The 15,937-nt window shown below is 54.0% G+C and carries 14 protein-coding genes, 2 rRNA genes and 1 riboswitch; all 16 genes read left to right on the top strand.

The annotated features are described in order from the left end of the window. Nucleotides 1-83, top strand: a 23S ribosomal RNA gene (locus KNP60_RS13100); the annotation flags it as partial. A gap of 57 nt (nt 84-140) precedes the next feature. Continuing rightward, nucleotides 141-256: ribosomal RNA gene (rrf, locus tag KNP60_RS13095) — 5S ribosomal RNA — on the top strand. An 83-nt stretch (nt 257-339) separates the two neighbouring features. Next, a complete protein-coding gene (locus KNP60_RS13090) occupies nt 340-531 on the top strand; it encodes an NETI motif-containing protein (protein WP_034781380.1) in 192 nt (63 codons plus the stop codon). A 140-nt stretch (nt 532-671) separates the two neighbouring features. Further along, a riboswitch (purine riboswitch) is annotated at nt 672-773 on the top strand. Nucleotides 774-842: 69 nt separating this feature from the next. After that, nucleotides 843-1,331, top strand: coding sequence for a 5-(carboxyamino)imidazole ribonucleotide mutase (purE, locus tag KNP60_RS13085; RefSeq protein ID WP_214797642.1), 489 nt, complete (start codon nt 843-845; stop codon nt 1,329-1,331). Further along, entirely contained in the window at nt 1,331-2,425 is a 1,095-nt protein-coding gene (gene purK, locus KNP60_RS13080) for a 5-(carboxyamino)imidazole ribonucleotide synthase (protein WP_214797641.1), read from the top strand. The genes purE and purK overlap by 1 nt, the downstream gene beginning before the upstream one ends. Further along, nucleotides 2,422-3,714: an adenylosuccinate lyase gene (gene purB, locus KNP60_RS13075; RefSeq protein WP_214712328.1), complete on the top strand. Its 1,293-nt coding sequence runs from the start codon at nt 2,422-2,424 to the stop codon at nt 3,712-3,714. Before purK ends, purB begins: the two co-directional genes overlap by 4 nt. A 48-nt stretch (nt 3,715-3,762) precedes the next feature. After that, entirely contained in the window at nt 3,763-4,464 is a 702-nt protein-coding gene (gene purC, locus KNP60_RS13070; protein ID WP_214797640.1) for a phosphoribosylaminoimidazolesuccinocarboxamide synthase, read from the top strand. Further along, nucleotides 4,464-4,706, top strand: coding sequence for a phosphoribosylformylglycinamidine synthase subunit PurS (gene purS / locus KNP60_RS13065; RefSeq protein WP_214754309.1), 243 nt, complete (start codon nt 4,464-4,466; stop codon nt 4,704-4,706). The genes purC and purS overlap by 1 nt, the downstream gene beginning before the upstream one ends. Further along, the gene (purQ, locus tag KNP60_RS13060) at nt 4,703-5,383 is read left to right on the top strand and encodes a phosphoribosylformylglycinamidine synthase subunit PurQ (RefSeq protein WP_214754307.1); all 681 of its coding nucleotides are present in this window, start codon (nt 4,703-4,705) and stop codon (nt 5,381-5,383) included. Before purS ends, purQ begins: the two co-directional genes overlap by 4 nt. Beyond that, nucleotides 5,367-7,586, top strand: a complete 2,220-nt coding sequence (purL, locus tag KNP60_RS13055) for a phosphoribosylformylglycinamidine synthase subunit PurL (protein WP_214754305.1) — start codon at nt 5,367-5,369, stop codon at nt 7,584-7,586. The genes purQ and purL overlap by 17 nt, the downstream gene beginning before the upstream one ends. Then, a complete protein-coding gene (gene purF, locus KNP60_RS13050; RefSeq protein WP_058765678.1) occupies nt 7,562-8,971 on the top strand; it encodes an amidophosphoribosyltransferase in 1,410 nt (469 codons plus the stop codon). Before purL ends, purF begins: the two co-directional genes overlap by 25 nt. Nucleotides 8,972-8,983: 12 nt before the next feature. After that, complete coding sequence (gene purM, locus KNP60_RS13045) at nt 8,984-10,018, top strand: phosphoribosylformylglycinamidine cyclo-ligase (protein ID WP_034781315.1); 1,035 nt, start codon at nt 8,984-8,986, stop codon at nt 10,016-10,018. Next, a complete protein-coding gene (purN, locus tag KNP60_RS13040; protein WP_214754303.1) occupies nt 10,015-10,593 on the top strand; it encodes a phosphoribosylglycinamide formyltransferase in 579 nt (192 codons plus the stop codon). Before purM ends, purN begins: the two co-directional genes overlap by 4 nt. After that, the gene (gene purH / locus KNP60_RS13035; RefSeq protein ID WP_214797639.1) at nt 10,590-12,110 is read left to right on the top strand and encodes a bifunctional phosphoribosylaminoimidazolecarboxamide formyltransferase/IMP cyclohydrolase; all 1,521 of its coding nucleotides are present in this window, start codon (nt 10,590-10,592) and stop codon (nt 12,108-12,110) included. The genes purN and purH overlap by 4 nt, the downstream gene beginning before the upstream one ends. A 13-nt stretch (nt 12,111-12,123) precedes the next feature. Beyond that, a complete protein-coding gene (gene purD, locus KNP60_RS13030) occupies nt 12,124-13,377 on the top strand; it encodes a phosphoribosylamine--glycine ligase (protein WP_214797638.1) in 1,254 nt (417 codons plus the stop codon). Between the two features lie 99 nt (nt 13,378-13,476). Further along, a complete protein-coding gene (locus tag KNP60_RS13025) occupies nt 13,477-15,762 on the top strand; it encodes a putative bifunctional diguanylate cyclase/phosphodiesterase (RefSeq protein ID WP_235420260.1) in 2,286 nt (761 codons plus the stop codon). The last annotated feature ends 175 nt before the right edge of the window (nt 15,763-15,937 follow it).

The raw sequence follows: 15,937 nt of genomic DNA, 5'->3' as shown, positions 1-15,937 counted from the left end.
AGACGATGAGGTAGATAGGTCATGGGTGGAAGCACGGCGACGTGTGGAGCTGAATGATACTAATCGGTCGAGGCTTTGATCTAGTCTAATGGTTTGTATGAATTGATGAGTCTTCAGTTTTGAGAGAACGATCTCTCTTGTCTGGTGGCGATGGCGAAGTGGTCACACCCGTTCCCATGCCGAACACGGAAGTTAAGCACTTCAGCGCCGAAAGTAGTTGGGGGTCTCCCCCTGTGAGGATAGGACGTCGCCAGGCAAACGGTGGTTCTGGAGCATTCGCTCAAGGGCCGCCGCTTTTTTTATTTATATCGCGATTCAAATGAAAGAGAGGAAGAACAGATGGCCAAAAAAATCAAAGTATACGTCGAGCCAAACGAGACAATCGATGAGTGTTTAAATCGAATTGCTCAAATGGGGTATCGCCCGGTACGTAGGATTGAGAAGCCTGTCTTTGAACAAACGGGAACCAAAGACGAACCTGTACATTCCCATCAGTCGATTTTATTTGAGTGCGTTGCTCTCAAACCATAATGCCAAACCGTCACGAATGAGTGGCGGTTTTTTTGTGTTTTAATGAACCTAAAGACGAACGATAAATATTCAGACAATTAAATTGTTCGCCGTTTGTTGACATGTTTTGAATGAACAAGGTACGATAGGCGTGTGAGTTAAGAACAAATTAAATAGTGCTCCATATAATCGCGAGGAAATGGCTCGCAAGTTTCTACCTGATCGCCGACTCTGATCAGACTATGGGGTATAGTCGACATTTTTTTGTCGTGGTCTATACCCTAAACTGGTTATTCGGTTTAGGGATTTCTTTTTTTAAGGGGGACATTTAAGTGAAGGCAACAGTAGGTGTGATCATGGGTAGTTCTTCCGATTGGGAAACAATGAGCCATGCTTGTGAGATCCTTGAAGAGTTGAGTATTCCATATGAAAAACAAGTTGTCTCGGCGCATCGGACGCCGGACTTAATGTTCGACTACGCTGAGGAAGCTCGGGCAAGGGGCATACAGGTCATTATCGCAGGAGCGGGAGGCGCAGCTCACTTACCAGGTATGGTCGCTGCAAAGACCACATTACCCGTCATCGGGGTACCAGTACAATCGAAGGCGTTAAACGGACTTGATTCATTGCTCTCGATTGTTCAAATGCCTGCAGGTGTACCGGTCGCAACAGTCGCCATCGGTCGAGCTGGGGCGATGAACGCAGGTCTTCTCGCGGCGCAAATCTTGAGCCTCCAATCTTCTGAATTGATTGAACGTCTCGAGGTTTACCGCCAAGTGAAACGAGATATGGCACTCAAAGCGACAGAGGAGCTGATTTGATGAGAATCGGAATTTTAGGCGGAGGCCAGCTAGGTCGGATGATGTCACTCAGCGCGAGTGCTATGGGATACGAAACGCTAAGTCTTGATCCAAACCCAAACGCACCGGCCGCTCAAGTCGCGCCAAGCATCGTGGCTACATTTGACGACGTAACAGCAGCTCGTGAACTCGCTCAGCGTTCAGACGTCATCACATACGAATTCGAAAATATCGATACAGCGATGATTGAGGCTATCGCTGACAAGTGTCCGCAAGGGATGGATGTCTTAAAGGCGACACAGCATCGGCTCTATGAGAAGCAAATGATTGAAGGTGCGGGCCTTCACGTCGCTCCATATGTTCCAGTTCGTTCCCTCCGAGACGTCACTCGAGCAAGAGACGTGTTAGGCCTCCCATTCGTCATCAAGACGTGCCGATTCGGATATGACGGAAAAGGTCAAACGGTCTTGCGGACGGAGCAAGATGTTCGCACATTTACGGATCAGTTCGAAGAGACGGAGTACGTGGCCGAAGCTTGGCTGCCTTTTAAAAAAGAAATTTCGGTCATCGTAACGAGAGGGGCTCACGCGACGACAACGTTCCCGATCAGCGAGAACATTCATCATCAAAATATTTTACACTTATCGATAGTGCCAGCCCGAGTAGAACAAGACATTTTGGAAGAGGCTCGGCATTTGGCCCTTCAACTCGCTGACCACATCGGATTGATTGGAACGCTTGCGGTTGAACTGTTCATCATGGAAGATGGTTCCTTGTATGTGAATGAACTTGCTCCCCGTCCCCACAATTCAGGGCATTACACGATTGACGCCTGTGAGACGTCCCAGTTCGAGCAACATGTACGGGCAATCACTGGTATGAAGCTCGGTCGTACGACACTCCACACCCCGGTCGTGATGGTTAACCTGTTAGGCGAACATATGAATGAGCTGAATCCGCAAACGTTACCGTCGAATGTTAAACTACATTTGTATGGAAAAGAAGAAGCGAAGACTGGTCGGAAGATGGGGCACTTGAACGTGCTCGCCGATTCCGTCGAAGAAGCGCTTCAGACCATCGAACAATTGGCAATCTGGAAGGAGACCGTTTTATGATTTCACGTTATACCCGTCCCGAGATGGCGGCGATTTGGACAGACCAAAACAAATTTGAGGCATGGCTTCAAGTAGAACTTTACGCATGTGAGGCGTGGAGCGAGCTAGGCGTCATTCCAAAAGAAGATGTCGCGGTCCTGTGGGACAAAGCATCGTTTGATGTCGAACGCATCTTGGAGATCGAGCAAGAGACGCGCCATGACGTTATCGCCTTCACGCGTGCCGTCTCAGAGACGCTTGGAGAAGAGAAGAAGTGGGTGCATTACGGACTGACTTCGACAGACGTCGTCGATACGGCCTTATCGTACTTGATTAAGCAAGCAAACGATATTTTAGAAGCTGACATCGACCGCTTCATCGAGATCCTCGCTGAGAAAGCGAAAGCACATAAGTATGACATCATGATGGGCCGTACACACGGTGTTCACGCAGAACCGACGACGTTCGGATTGAAACTCGCCCTTTGGTACGAAGAAATGAAGCGCAACAAGAAGCGGTTCATGGCAGCCCGTGAGACGATTGAGTTCGGCAAGATGAGTGGTGCGGTCGGCACGTTCGCAAACATCGATCCGTTCATCGAGTCGTATGTATGTGACAAATTAGGGATTCAAGCGGCACCGATTTCGACACAGACGTTACAACGTGACCGTCACGCCGAATACATGTCGACACTCGCATTGATTGCCACATCAATCGAGAAGATGGCGACAGAGATTCGCGGCCTCCAAAAGACAGAGACACGTGAGGTCGAAGAATTCTTCGCCAAAGGACAAAAAGGGTCGTCAGCGATGCCGCATAAACGCAACCCAATCGGTTCAGAGAACATGACCGGCCTGGCCCGTGTCATTCGCGGTCATATGGTGACGGCGTATGAGAACGTTCCCCTCTGGCATGAACGTGACATCTCACACTCATCAGCAGAACGGATCATTCTTCCGGATGCGACGAGTCTCCTCAACTACATGTTGAACCGCTTTGGCAATATCGTGAAGAACTTGACGGTCTTCCCGGACAATATGCGCCGGAACATGGACCGGACGTTTGGCATTATCTTCTCCCAACGCATCTTGCTCGCGTTGATCGAAAAAGGATGGTCGCGCGAAGCGGCGTATGACGCCGTTCAACCGAAGGCGATGCAGGCGTGGGAAGAAGAGACGATGTTCCGCACTTTGATTGAACGAGACGCCGAAATGGGCGCGCTCTTTACGAGTGACGAGCTCGACGACCTATTCGACCCGAGCCATCACGTGCGCCGTGTCGATGTTATTTTTGAACGCTGTGGTTTGTGATCGTTGAGGGGCGTCATGCCCCTCTCACTTTTAAGGGGGACGATACAGATGGAAGCAATTTACGAAGGTAAGGCAAAAGCGTTATTCGAGACAGAAGAACAGGGTGTGCTCCGCGTCTATTATAAAGACGACGCGACAGCATTTAACGGGGAGAAGAAAGAATCAATCGCCGGCAAAGGCGTGTTGAACAATGCTATTACGACGCGCTTGTTCGAACTCATGCACGATAACAAGATTCCGACACATTTCATTAAGCGTCTATCGGATCGTGAACAGCTCGTGCGCCGTGTCGACATCATTCCGCTCGAGGTCGTCGTTCGCAACATCGCCGCCGGAAGCCTTGCGAAACGACTCGGTTGGGAAGAAGGGACACCGCTCCTGTCACCAATCGTCGAGTTCTACTATAAAGATGACGCACTCGGAGATCCACTCTTAACAGAGGACCATATCCGTTTACTGCAAGTCGCCACACACAAAGAAGTCGAAACATTGCGACAACTTGGGCTGTGGGTCAACGATGTGTTACTCGACTTCTTCAACGAACACGGCATCGATTTGATCGATTTCAAACTCGAGTTCGGTAAAGTCGACGGCACGATCATCCTTGCTGACGAGATTTCGCCGGACACGTGCCGACTCTGGGACAAAGAAACGAAACAAAAGCTCGATAAAGATGTTTTCCGCAGAGACCTCGGATCTCTGACAGACACGTATAGCCAGTTGTTAACACGCATAGGGGGAATGAACTGATGAAAAAAGTAAACGTGTACGTGACATTACGTGAAAGTGTACTCGATCCACAAGGCGTCGCCGTCAAAGGCGGACTCGAACATCTCGGCTTTACAGGCGTTGAATCAGTACGCATCGGGAAAGTGATCGAGCTTCAAGTGGCAGAAGAGACGACCGAAGCGATGGTCCGTGACATGTGTGAGAAGTTGCTCGTCAACACGGTCATCGAGAACTATCGAATCGAGATGGGGGTACTCGCATGAAATTCGCTGTCATCGTCTTCCCGGGATCAAACTGTGACCTCGACATGTATCACGCTGTAAAAGATGTCCTCGGCGAAGAAGCGGACTATGTGTTCCATACGGAAACGTCGCTTGACGGTTACGACGGTGTGCTCCTGCCAGGCGGATTCTCATATGGGGATTACTTGCGCTGCGGCGCCATCGCCCAGTTCTCACCGATTATGAGTGAAGTCAAACGGTTCGCAGAAGAAGGGCGTCCGGTACTCGGCGTCTGCAACGGTTTCCAAGTGCTCGTCGAAGCAGGACTCCTACCGGGCGTATTGATGCGTAACCGTGATTTGAAGTTCATGTGCAAGACGGTCGAATTGAAAGTCGAGACGAACGAGACGATGTTCACGAACGATTATGCACTCGGGGAAACGATCCAAGTCCCGATCGCGCACGGGGAAGGCAACTACTACTGTGACGAGGCGACGCTTGAGACGCTTCGTAGCAATGGGCAGATCGCTTTCACATATACCGACAACCCGAATGGATCGGTCGCGAATATTGCAGGGATCACGAACGCACAAGGCAACGTACTCGGAATGATGCCGCACCCGGAGCGAGCGGTCGAAGTATTGCTCGGCGGGGAAGACGGCAAACGATTATTCACTTCGATGGTGAAATGGGGGACTCGACATGCTACTTACAACTGAACCGACAGCAACACACATCCGTGAAGAGCGACTTTACGCCACGATGGGATTGACCGATGAGGAATACGCGCTCGTCGTCTCACTGCTCGGTCGTGAGCCGAACTACACCGAGATTGGGTTATTCTCGGTCATGTGGTCTGAACACTGTTCGTACAAAAACTCGAAGCCTGTCCTCCGGAAATTCCCGACAACCGGGAAACATGTCCTTCAAGGACCTGGGGAAGGTGCTGGCATCGTCGATATCGGCGATGGCCAGGCCGTCGCTTTCAAAATTGAGAGCCATAACCATCCGTCGGCGATTGAGCCGTACCAAGGTGCGGCGACAGGTGTCGGCGGGATTATCCGTGACATCTTCTCGATGGGCGCGCGACCGGTCGCACTCCTTAACTCGCTCCGCTTCGGAGATTTGAACGAATCACGTGTGAAACATCTCTTCGGTCATGTCGTCTCAGGCATCGCCGGGTACGGCAACTGTGTCGGTATCCCGACGGTCGGGGGGGAAGTCGCGTTCGACCCGGCCTATGCGGGTAACCCGCTCGTCAATGCGATGTGCGTCGGGCTCATTCGCCATGAAGACATTCAAAAAGGGATTGCCGAAGGTGTCGGTAACTCAGTGATGTATGTCGGGGCGACGACAGGACGCGACGGCATTCACGGGGCGACGTTCGCCTCGGAAGAACTCGGTGAGGATGCGGACGAAAAACGCCCGGCCGTCCAAGTCGGTGACCCGTTCATGGAGAAACTGTTGATTGAGGCGTGTTTGGAAGTCATTAAGCACCCAGCCCTCGTCGGGATCCAGGACATGGGAGCGGCTGGTCTCACGTCGTCTTCGGCCGAAATGGCATCGAAGGCAGGCATGGGCATCGAGATGAACCTCGACCTCGTCCCACAACGCGAGGCTGACATGACGCCTTACGAGATGATGTTGTCCGAGTCACAAGAGCGGATGCTCCTCGTCGTCAAGGCAGGACATGAAGATGAGATCGAAGCGATTGTCACGAAGTGGGGACTTCATGCGATCAAAGTCGGTGAAGTCATCGAAGACAAAGTGCTCCGCCTGCTCCATCACGGGGAAGTCGCGGCCGAAGTACCAGTCGATGCGCTCGCAGAAGACGCACCGGTCTACCATAAGCCGTCGAAAGTACCGGCGTACTATGAAACGTTCCAAGCGATGACACCAATCCAACCGATTGTCTCGGACGTCCTCTCGACATGGAAAGACGTGCTCGCCATGCCGACAATCGCTTCGAAACGCTGGGTGTATGAGCAATACGACCATATGGTCCAAACGTCGACCGTCGTCGCCCCAGGAAGTGATGCGGCCGTCATCCGCATTCGCGACACAGACAAAGCACTCGCGATGACGACGGACTGCAACGCCAAGTACGTGTACCTCGACCCACGTGTCGGTGGTGCGATTGCGGTCGCAGAGGCAGCGCGCAACATCGTCGCCAGCGGTGCCACACCACTCGCCCTCACCGACTGCTTGAACTTCGGTAGCCCGGACAAACCAGAAGGCTTCTGGCAGCTCGACCAAGCTGTCGAAGGGATGGCCGAAGCGTGCCGTGCCCTCGATACACCGGTCATCGGCGGAAACGTCTCGCTTTACAATGAGTCGAACGGGACGGCGATTTATCCGACGCCGGTCGTCGGCATGGTCGGCTTGATCGACAAGCCGGAACATATCACGACGTCGTTCGCGAAAGCAGCAGGCGACATCATCTTCCTACTCGGGGAGACGAAACCAGAATTCGGCGGTAGTGCGCTCCAAATGCTGCAAGACGGTAAAGTGAGCGGACAGGCGCCGATGCTTGACCTCGAGACAGAGAGCCGTCAGCAACAAGTATTGCTTACGGCGATTCGGGAAGGTCTTGTCACAGCGGCTCACGACGTATCGGAAGGTGGACTGGCCGCGGCACTTCCTGAACTCGTGTTCGGCACGGGCTTCGGCGCAGATGTCACAGTCGACGCCGATCTCGTGACGACACTTTTCAGCGAATCACAGTCACGGTTCCTCGTCACAGTCGTGCCACATCAGGCTGATGCGTTCGCGAAGTTGACGAAGGCGACACGCATCGGACAGGTGACAGACACGCCACAATTGACGGTCCGTGCGAGCGACCGCCTCATCGAAATGGACGTCACGGAACTTGAACGGGTATGGGAAGGAGCTATTCCATGTTATATGACATCCGAGGCATGAACGAGGAGTGCGGGGTATTCGGGGTTTTTAATCACCACGAAGCGTCACACCTCGCCTACTATGGCCTCCACAGCCTGCAACACCGGGGACAAGAAGGGACAGGCATCGTCACGGCTGACGGCGAGCGCTTGCACGCCAAACGCGGGCTTGGCCTCGTCGCTGAAGTGTTCGACGAACCGTCGCTCGACGCATTGACCGGGCATCACGCCATCGGTCATGTCCGTTATTCGACGGCAGGCGGCAACACGCTCGAGAACGTCCAACCGCTCCACTTCAAGTCGCTTACGGGCGACTTGGCGATGGCGCATAACGGTAACCTCGTCAACGCCAACGAGTTGAAACACATGCTCGAAGCGGAAGGTGCGATCTTTCAGACGACATCTGACACGGAAGTCGTCGCCCACTTGATTAAACGAAGCCGCGGCAACTCGATGAAAGAGCGGATTGCAGATAGCTTGGCCCGTCTCGTCGGCGCGTTCGCCTTCCTCTTCTTGACGGAAGACGCGCTCTACGTCGGCGTCGACGTTCACGGCTTGCGTCCGCTCTCGCTCGGCCAGACCGAGGATGGCGCTTACGTATTCGCCTCAGAGACATGTGCGTTTGACGTCGTGGGGGCGACGTACGTACGCGATGTCGAGCCAGGGGAACTCCTCATGATCACGCAAGACGGGATCGTGTCGGAGCGGTACAGCGAGGCATCGGTCCGCGCGATGTGTTCCATGGAATACATCTACTTCTCGCGGCCGGACTCGATCATCGATGGCGTCAACGTGCACACGGCCCGTAAGGCGATGGGGAAGAAGATGTTCGACGAGGCACCAGTCGAAGCGGACGTCGTCACCGGCGTCCCGGACTCGAGCATCTCGGCGGCCATCGGTTACGCTGAGGCGAGCGGAATCCCGTACGAGATGGGACTCATCAAAAACCGCTATGTCGGCCGGACGTTTATTCAGCCGTCGCAAGAACTACGGGAGCGCGGTGTCAAGATGAAGCTGTCAGCGCTTCGAGGCGTCGTGAACGGAAAACGGGTTATCATGGTCGACGATTCGATCGTCCGCGGTACGACGAGCAGACGCATCGTCAAGTTGCTCCGTGAAGCCGGGGCGACCGAGGTGCATGTTCGCATCACGTCACCACCAATCAAGCATCCGTGCTATTACGGTATCGATACATCATCAAAGGAAGAGTTGATTGCGGCCACCAAATCCATCGAAGAGATTAAAGAAGAGATTGGGGCCGATTCACTGGCGTTCCTCACATTGGACGGAACGGTCGAAGCGATCGACCGGCCGTTCGAAGGGAACTTGCGCGGGCAGTGTGCCGCTTGCTTCACCGGACTTTATCCAACTGAACTGGCGGAACTTGTAACAGAGACAAAAGCTTGAGGGGGACTGACGATGAGTTTAAGATATGAACAAGCGGGTGTGAATTTAGAAGCAGGCTATGAAGCAGTATCACGCATGAAGCGTCACGTTGCACGGACGATGCGTCCAGAAGTGATGACCGGGCTCGGCAGTTTTGGGGCGATGATCGACCTCGGCTCGATGCAGTTGAAACATCCGATTCTCGTCAGCGGAACGGATGGGGTCGGCACGAAACTCAAACTCGCGTTCGCGCTCGACCAACATGATACGATTGGAATTGACTGTGTGGCGATGTGTGTCAACGACTGTCTCGTCCACGGGGCCGAACCGCTTTATTTCTTAGACTATATCGCGACCGGCAAGGCAGAACCGGCCAAACTCGAGCGCATCGTCGCAGGGGTCGCCGAAGGTTGCGTCCAAGCGGGCTGTGCCCTCGTCGGAGGCGAGACGGCCGAGATGCCGGGTATGTATCCGGACGGCGAGTACGATATTGCTGGATTCGCCGTCGGTGTCGTCGAGAAGGAAGCACTCATCGATGGCCGGACAATCGAAGCGGGGGACATCGTCCTCGGACTCGCGTCATCCGGTGTTCATTCGAACGGATTCTCGCTCGTCCGCCATATCGTCGAGTCACAAGGCCTTGCCTACACTGACGAGATCGCCATGCTCGATACGACGCTCGGGAACGCCCTTTTGTTGCCGACACGCATCTATTCCGAGGCGGCGAAAGCGGCCATCGCGACGGGGCGTGTCCAAGGCATGGCCCACATCACGGGCGGCGGTTTTTACGAGAACGTGCCACGCATGCTGCCGGAAGGCCTCGGTGTCACATTCGATGCCTCGAATTGGCCGAGCCTGCCGGTGTTCGACTGGCTCGAGCAAGTCGGGCACGTCTCGAAACAAGAGATGTTCAACGTATTCAATATGGGCATCGGCTTCATGATCACGGTCCGGCCTGAAGATGTCGAAGCCGTCGAAGCCGCACTCGAACGCGCCGGAGAGACGTCGCACCGTATCGGGAAAGTTGATGCCAAACCGGGCGTCCGCATCATGGGGGTCGACCAGTGAAAAAGTTTGCCATCTTCGCCTCCGGGTCCGGTAGCAACGCCGAAGCGATTTGGCAAGCCATCGACCGAGGCGACTTGTCAGGGGAATGTGTCCTGCTCGTCACGGACAAACCAGAAGCGAAAGTACTCGAGCGGGCGGATCGGTTCAACATCGCGAGCTTCTCGTTCGAACCGAAGGCATATGCGTCAAAAGCGGAATTCGAACAAGAGATTCTCGTCTTGTTACAGACGCTCGGCGCCGACTATATCGTCTTGGCCGGGTATATGCGGTTGATTGGGGACGTATTGCTGTCAGCATATCCGAACCATATTATCAACATCCATCCGTCGCTCTTACCGGCGTTCCCTGGAAAAGACGCCATCGGTCAGGCGCTCGCGGCGAACGTGCCGACGAGCGGTGTCACCGTTCATTACGTCGATGCCGGGATGGATACGGGACCGATGATTGCCCAACAAGACGTCGCCATCGCAGGCTGTGATGCGGCCGAAGCGGCAAGACGCATCCAAGCGGTCGAGCATCAGCTCTATCCGCACGTACTACAACAAGTGTTTATCCAACAGGAGGTTTTCAAGTGAGAGCATTACTGAGTGTGTCAGATAAAACAGGAATCGTCGAGCTCGCGCAGGCGTTGCATGAAGCGGGCATCGAACTCATTTCGACAGGCGGGACGGAAGCGGCGCTCATCGCGGCCGGTCTTCCCGTAAAAAATATCTCGGAAGTGACATCGTTCCCAGAGATGCTCGACGGTCGCGTGAAGACGCTCCATCCGCTCGTACATGGCGGACTTCTCGGACGCCGCGATTTAGATTCGCACGTCGAACAGATGAAAGACCACGACATCGAGCCAATCGACTATGTCGTCGTCAACTTGTACCCGTTCAAAGAAACGATTGCGAAAGAGAACGCGACGTATGATGAAGCGATTGAGAATATCGATATCGGTGGACCGAGCATGCTCCGTTCGGCCGCGAAAAACCATGCCAGCGTGACGGTCGTCGTTGACCCGGCCGACTACGGTCATGTGGCCGAAGCGGTTCGTGCCGGCGGGACGACGTTCGAAACACGTCAACGTCTTGCCACAAAAGCGTTCCGTCACACGGCGGCGTATGACGCCTTGATTGCCGACTATTTAGGGCAGCAGATCGGCGAGACGTTCCCGGAACAGCTCACGGTCACGTATGAGAAAGTACAAGACCTCCGTTACGGGGAAAACCCGCACCAGCAAGCAGCGTTTTATAAGACGCCGCTCTATCACGGGATGACGCTCGCGAACGCGGAGCAGCTCCATGGAAAAGAACTCTCATATAACAATATCCAAGATACGAACGCGGCGCTCGAGGCGCTCAGTGAATTGACGGAGCCGGCAGCGGTCGTCGTCAAACATATGAACCCATGTGGTGTCGCTGTCGGACAGACAATCAGCCAAGCGTTCTCAAGAGCCCATGCGGCCGATCCGGTCTCGATTTTTGGGGGCATCGTCGCCTTGAACCGTGAAGTCGATGTGGAAACGGCAGAGGCCCTCCGTAACATCTTCCTAGAAATCATTATCGCGCCATCCTTTAGCGAGGCAGCACTTGACCGATTGAAAGAGAAAAAGAATCTTCGGTTATTGACGCTCGATATGGGCCAGATGACAGGGATGCGCTTGACAGCTGTCGCGGGCGGTCTACTCGTACAAGATGGGGACGACGTCACACTCGATGATGCGTCATGCCAAATCGTGACGGACCGTCGTCCGACGGCGTCTGAATGGGAAGACTTGAAACTTGCGTGGCGTGTCGTTAAACACGTGAAATCAAACGCCATCGTCGTCGCCAAAGACGAGACGACGATCGGCATCGGTGCGGGACAGATGAACCGCGTCGGCGCGGCGAAAATCGCATTCGAACAAGCAGGGGAACGTGCTCAAAGGGCCGCTCTCGGTAGCGATGCGTTCTTCCCGATGGGCGATACGGTCGAGGCTGCGGCCGCAGCCGGGATCACGGCCATCATTCAACCAGGCGGATCAATTCGTGACGAGGAGTCGATTGAAGCGGCGAACCGTCACGGCATCACGATGGTGTTCACGTCAGTTCGACACTTCAAACATTGAGAGGAGCGATAAGATGAACGTACTCGTCATTGGACGCGGCGGGCGTGAGCACGCGCTCGCTTGGAAGTTGAGACAAGACGGACATGAGGTGTTCGTCGCTCCGGGTAATCTTAATATGGGCGACGTGACGTGTGTACCAATCGAAGAGACAGATGTCTCTGGCCTCGTCGAGTTTGCGAAACGCGAGGCGGTTGACTGGACGATCGTTGGTCCAGAGTCGGCCCTCATGGCCGGTGTCGTCGATGTGTTTCAAGCTCATGGACAAAAAATCTTTGGACCGACGAAGGCGGCGGCGTTGCTTGAAGGCAGTAAAGCGTTCGCGAAAGAAGTGATGCGTGAAGCCAATATCCCGACCGCAGGGTACGACACGTTCACCGACGCTGAGTCAGCGCTCCGACAGATCGATCAACTCGAAGCACCACTCGTCGTCAAAGCGGATGGACTCGCCGCCGGTAAAGGGGTGACCGTCGCGTTCACACTTGAAGAGGCGAGAGCAGCCATCCATGATATTTTCGATACCGATAAGTTCGGGGACCAATCACGTGTCGTCATCGAAGAATTTTTGGATGGAGAAGAGTTCTCGCTCATGGCGTTCGTGTCAGGGGAGCACGTTATCCCGATGATCACGTCACAAGATCATAAGCGTGCCTATGACGGAGACGCAGGACCGAATACGGGCGGTATGGGCGCCTACAGTCCGATGCCTCACTTGGATGATGCTGTGTATCAAGAGGCGGTCGAACGTGTGCTCTTCCCGCTGGCGCGGACGATGGTCGAGCGGGGCACACCGTTCGAAGGGTTCTTGTATGCGGGCCTCATCTTGACGGCGGATGGCCCGAAAGTGATCGAGTTCAACGCTCGATTTGGCGATCCCGAGACCGAGGTCATTCTTCCTAACTTGGCATCTCCTCTCCTCGGCGTCATCGAGGCGGTCATGGACCAAAAACCGTATCCGATTGAATGGGTAGAAGGCTATACGATTGGAGTCGTCGTCGCGGCAGAAGGCTATCCTGATCGAGCGACGACCGGGCAGGTACTGTCAGGCTTCGGTGACTTACGAGATGATGTGCTCGTGTTCCATGCGGGGACGACCCGGGACGGGACCCACATCATCGGTAACGGAGGGCGATTGTTCGTCCTCACGTCGACGAAACCGACGTTGCTTGAAGCGAAGACGGCCGTCTATACGGCACTCGAACAACTTGATTTGCCACAGACGTTTTACCGGCGTGATATCGGAGGGCGGGCGTTGGCTCAGATTTTTTAAAGGATGGGTCAACCCGTCCTTTTTTTCATGCGAAAAGAAGGGAATCCGTACTTCCTGCTCTACAATAATGGAGTAGATTGAAGGAAGAAGGTGGTCGACGTGCGCATTCGGACGAAGCTCATGATTGCGGTGGCCGTGAATATAATTGTGTTTGTCGGTGTCATCTTTTTTGGGGTACGACCATATTTCATCGAGAAAAGCATGGAGCAAGATCGTCAAACGGTCGAGAGTCAAATCGCGAGCGTATCTGAGACGCTCGCCAATCGGAAGAGCACACTCGAGCGCACACTCATCGACTGGGCTGTCTGGAATGATACGTACACGTTCGTGCAGCGACGAAATGCCGCTTATATCCAAAGTAACATCAGTGAACAGTCGCTCGAGAACTTGAGCGTCAACGCTATCGTCTATTTGGACAACGAGGGGGAAGCTTTCTACTCGGCGTTTCGTTCGACAGCCATGTCATTGTCGAAAGCCGACCAACAAGCGATCATCCGGGCGGTTACCTCTCGCTTGACCAATCGGAGCGATGCACAGAACGGCGTATACGCCAGTGATTTTGGCCCGACGTTATATGTCAGTCATCCGATTCTACGAAGTGACAGTAGTGGACCACGCCAAGGAACGCTCATCATGCTCGAGTTCGTCGATTCGACGGTCATGGCAGATATAAGTGCCCAAACGAAGATACCATTGACGATTCAGCCGGTTCGTCGAGAAGAGACAATCATCAAGAGCGGGACGGACGGGACCGATGTGGTGATCCCACTCGACACGGTGTTTCAGCAATCCGATTATGAAGTCGGGTTCACCGTCGCGCAAACGCACTACGAAAATACGGTCACGATGTTGCGGCTCGGCATGCTCGCGCTCGTCATCCTCGGGTTCGGTCTGTTCTTCTCTTTGTTATGGACGATTCACCGGGTCGTGATTCGGCGGCTGATGGAGATCGTGAGTGAGTTGAAGATCATCACACTCGAGCGGGACAGCCGACTCCGCCTCAGTCGGGACGCGCACAGCCACGACGAAATCGAACAGATGGCGACGAGTATGAACGAGGTGCTCGCGGCACTCGAAGATACGCGCGCCGAAGTGATCGACCGGGCGTTCCGAGACGCATTGACGCTTCTTCCGAACCGGCTCGCGCTAGAAGATTATTTCTCGACCGTGCGTGGAAAGCAGGAACGGATCGGAGTGCTCGGATTGGATTTGGATGACTTCCGCCGGATCAACGACCAATACGGACATCGGACGGGTGATTCTGTTCTCATCTATCTCGCCTCACGGCTCAACTTCTATAAAGAAGACGGGTTCGTCGCTCGCATCGGTGCCGATGAGTTCATGCTCGTCCATCCGGGCTGGACACTTGACCAGCTCCAACCGGTCGCCCGGCACTTGACGAAAGACTTGAAGGACTGGGCCCATGTCAACGGTGTGAAAGGGATGGCGGCGACAATCGGCATCGATGTGTTCACCTATGCCGAGCCGCAACACACGTATGAGGTCATGATGGGGCGGCTCGACGTGGTCATTCACGAGGCGAAACTGTCAGGGAAGAACCGTGTCTTGACGTTCCAAGAAATCGAGGACGGGAGCCATTATTTACAGACGCTCGAGATGGAACGCGATTTGCGCCATGCCCTCGAACACGATGAGTTTGAACTGTATTATCAACCGATTGTATCGCCACGGCCGTTTGCAGTACGGGGAGTCGAGGCGCTCATTCGCTGGAATCATCCGGGCAAAGGTCAGATTTCCCCAGGCCTATTCATCCCGGTCGCCGAGCAGCTCGGTCTTATCTCGGACTTGGGACGCTGGGTGCTCGTACAGGCGGTCACGGAGATGAAGGATCATGTGGAACGACATCACTTGTTCCTTTCGATCAACGTATCGAAACGCCAAATCGCCGACGGGTCGTTTTTAGCTTCATTGGAACACGTGCTGACCGAAACGGGATTTGACCCTCATCGCCTTCATGTCGAAATCACCGAGAGTGAGGTCGGCGGGAATTTGTATGAGCTTCAGCAGTTCATTCACGCGCTCAAAGCGATCGGCGTCAAAATCTCGCTCGATGACTTTGGTGTCGGGACATCGTCGCTCTCGTTCTTGCAGTCGCTTCAACTCGATATTATTAAAATCGATCAAAACTTTGTCAAAGGGATTCCTGAGAACACGTTCGATCGGGCCTTGCTTGAAGGGTTATATCAAACGTTCCATACACTCGGTCTCGATATCGTCACGGAAGGTGTGGAGCGTCCGGAGCAGCTCGCGTTCGTGCTCGAACATAGCAGTTCGCTCATCCAAGGTTACCATTACAGCAAACCGGTTCCGCTGGCACAACTTGAGCATTACTTGAAGAAAACGGTCACGATGTATGACTGGTAAAGACACCTCCTGCGGGAGGTGTCTTTATTTGTGTGAATTTCATGTGAATTCCGTTACAATTAGCAACATAACTTGCGACCCTTTCATAGAAAAGGTAAACTTGAAACAGATGAAAGAAAACGCTTACAAAATTATTGTCTGATAATAATGGCGAGGCGATTAAGGGAGGATTGGG

This window comes from Exiguobacterium sp. s5 (assembly GCF_018618075.1).
Classification (GTDB): domain Bacteria; phylum Bacillota; class Bacilli; order Exiguobacteriales; family Exiguobacteriaceae; genus Exiguobacterium; species Exiguobacterium mexicanum_A.
Note: the sequence above shows the minus strand (reverse complement) of the source record. Positions and strands in the feature narration are given on the sequence as shown.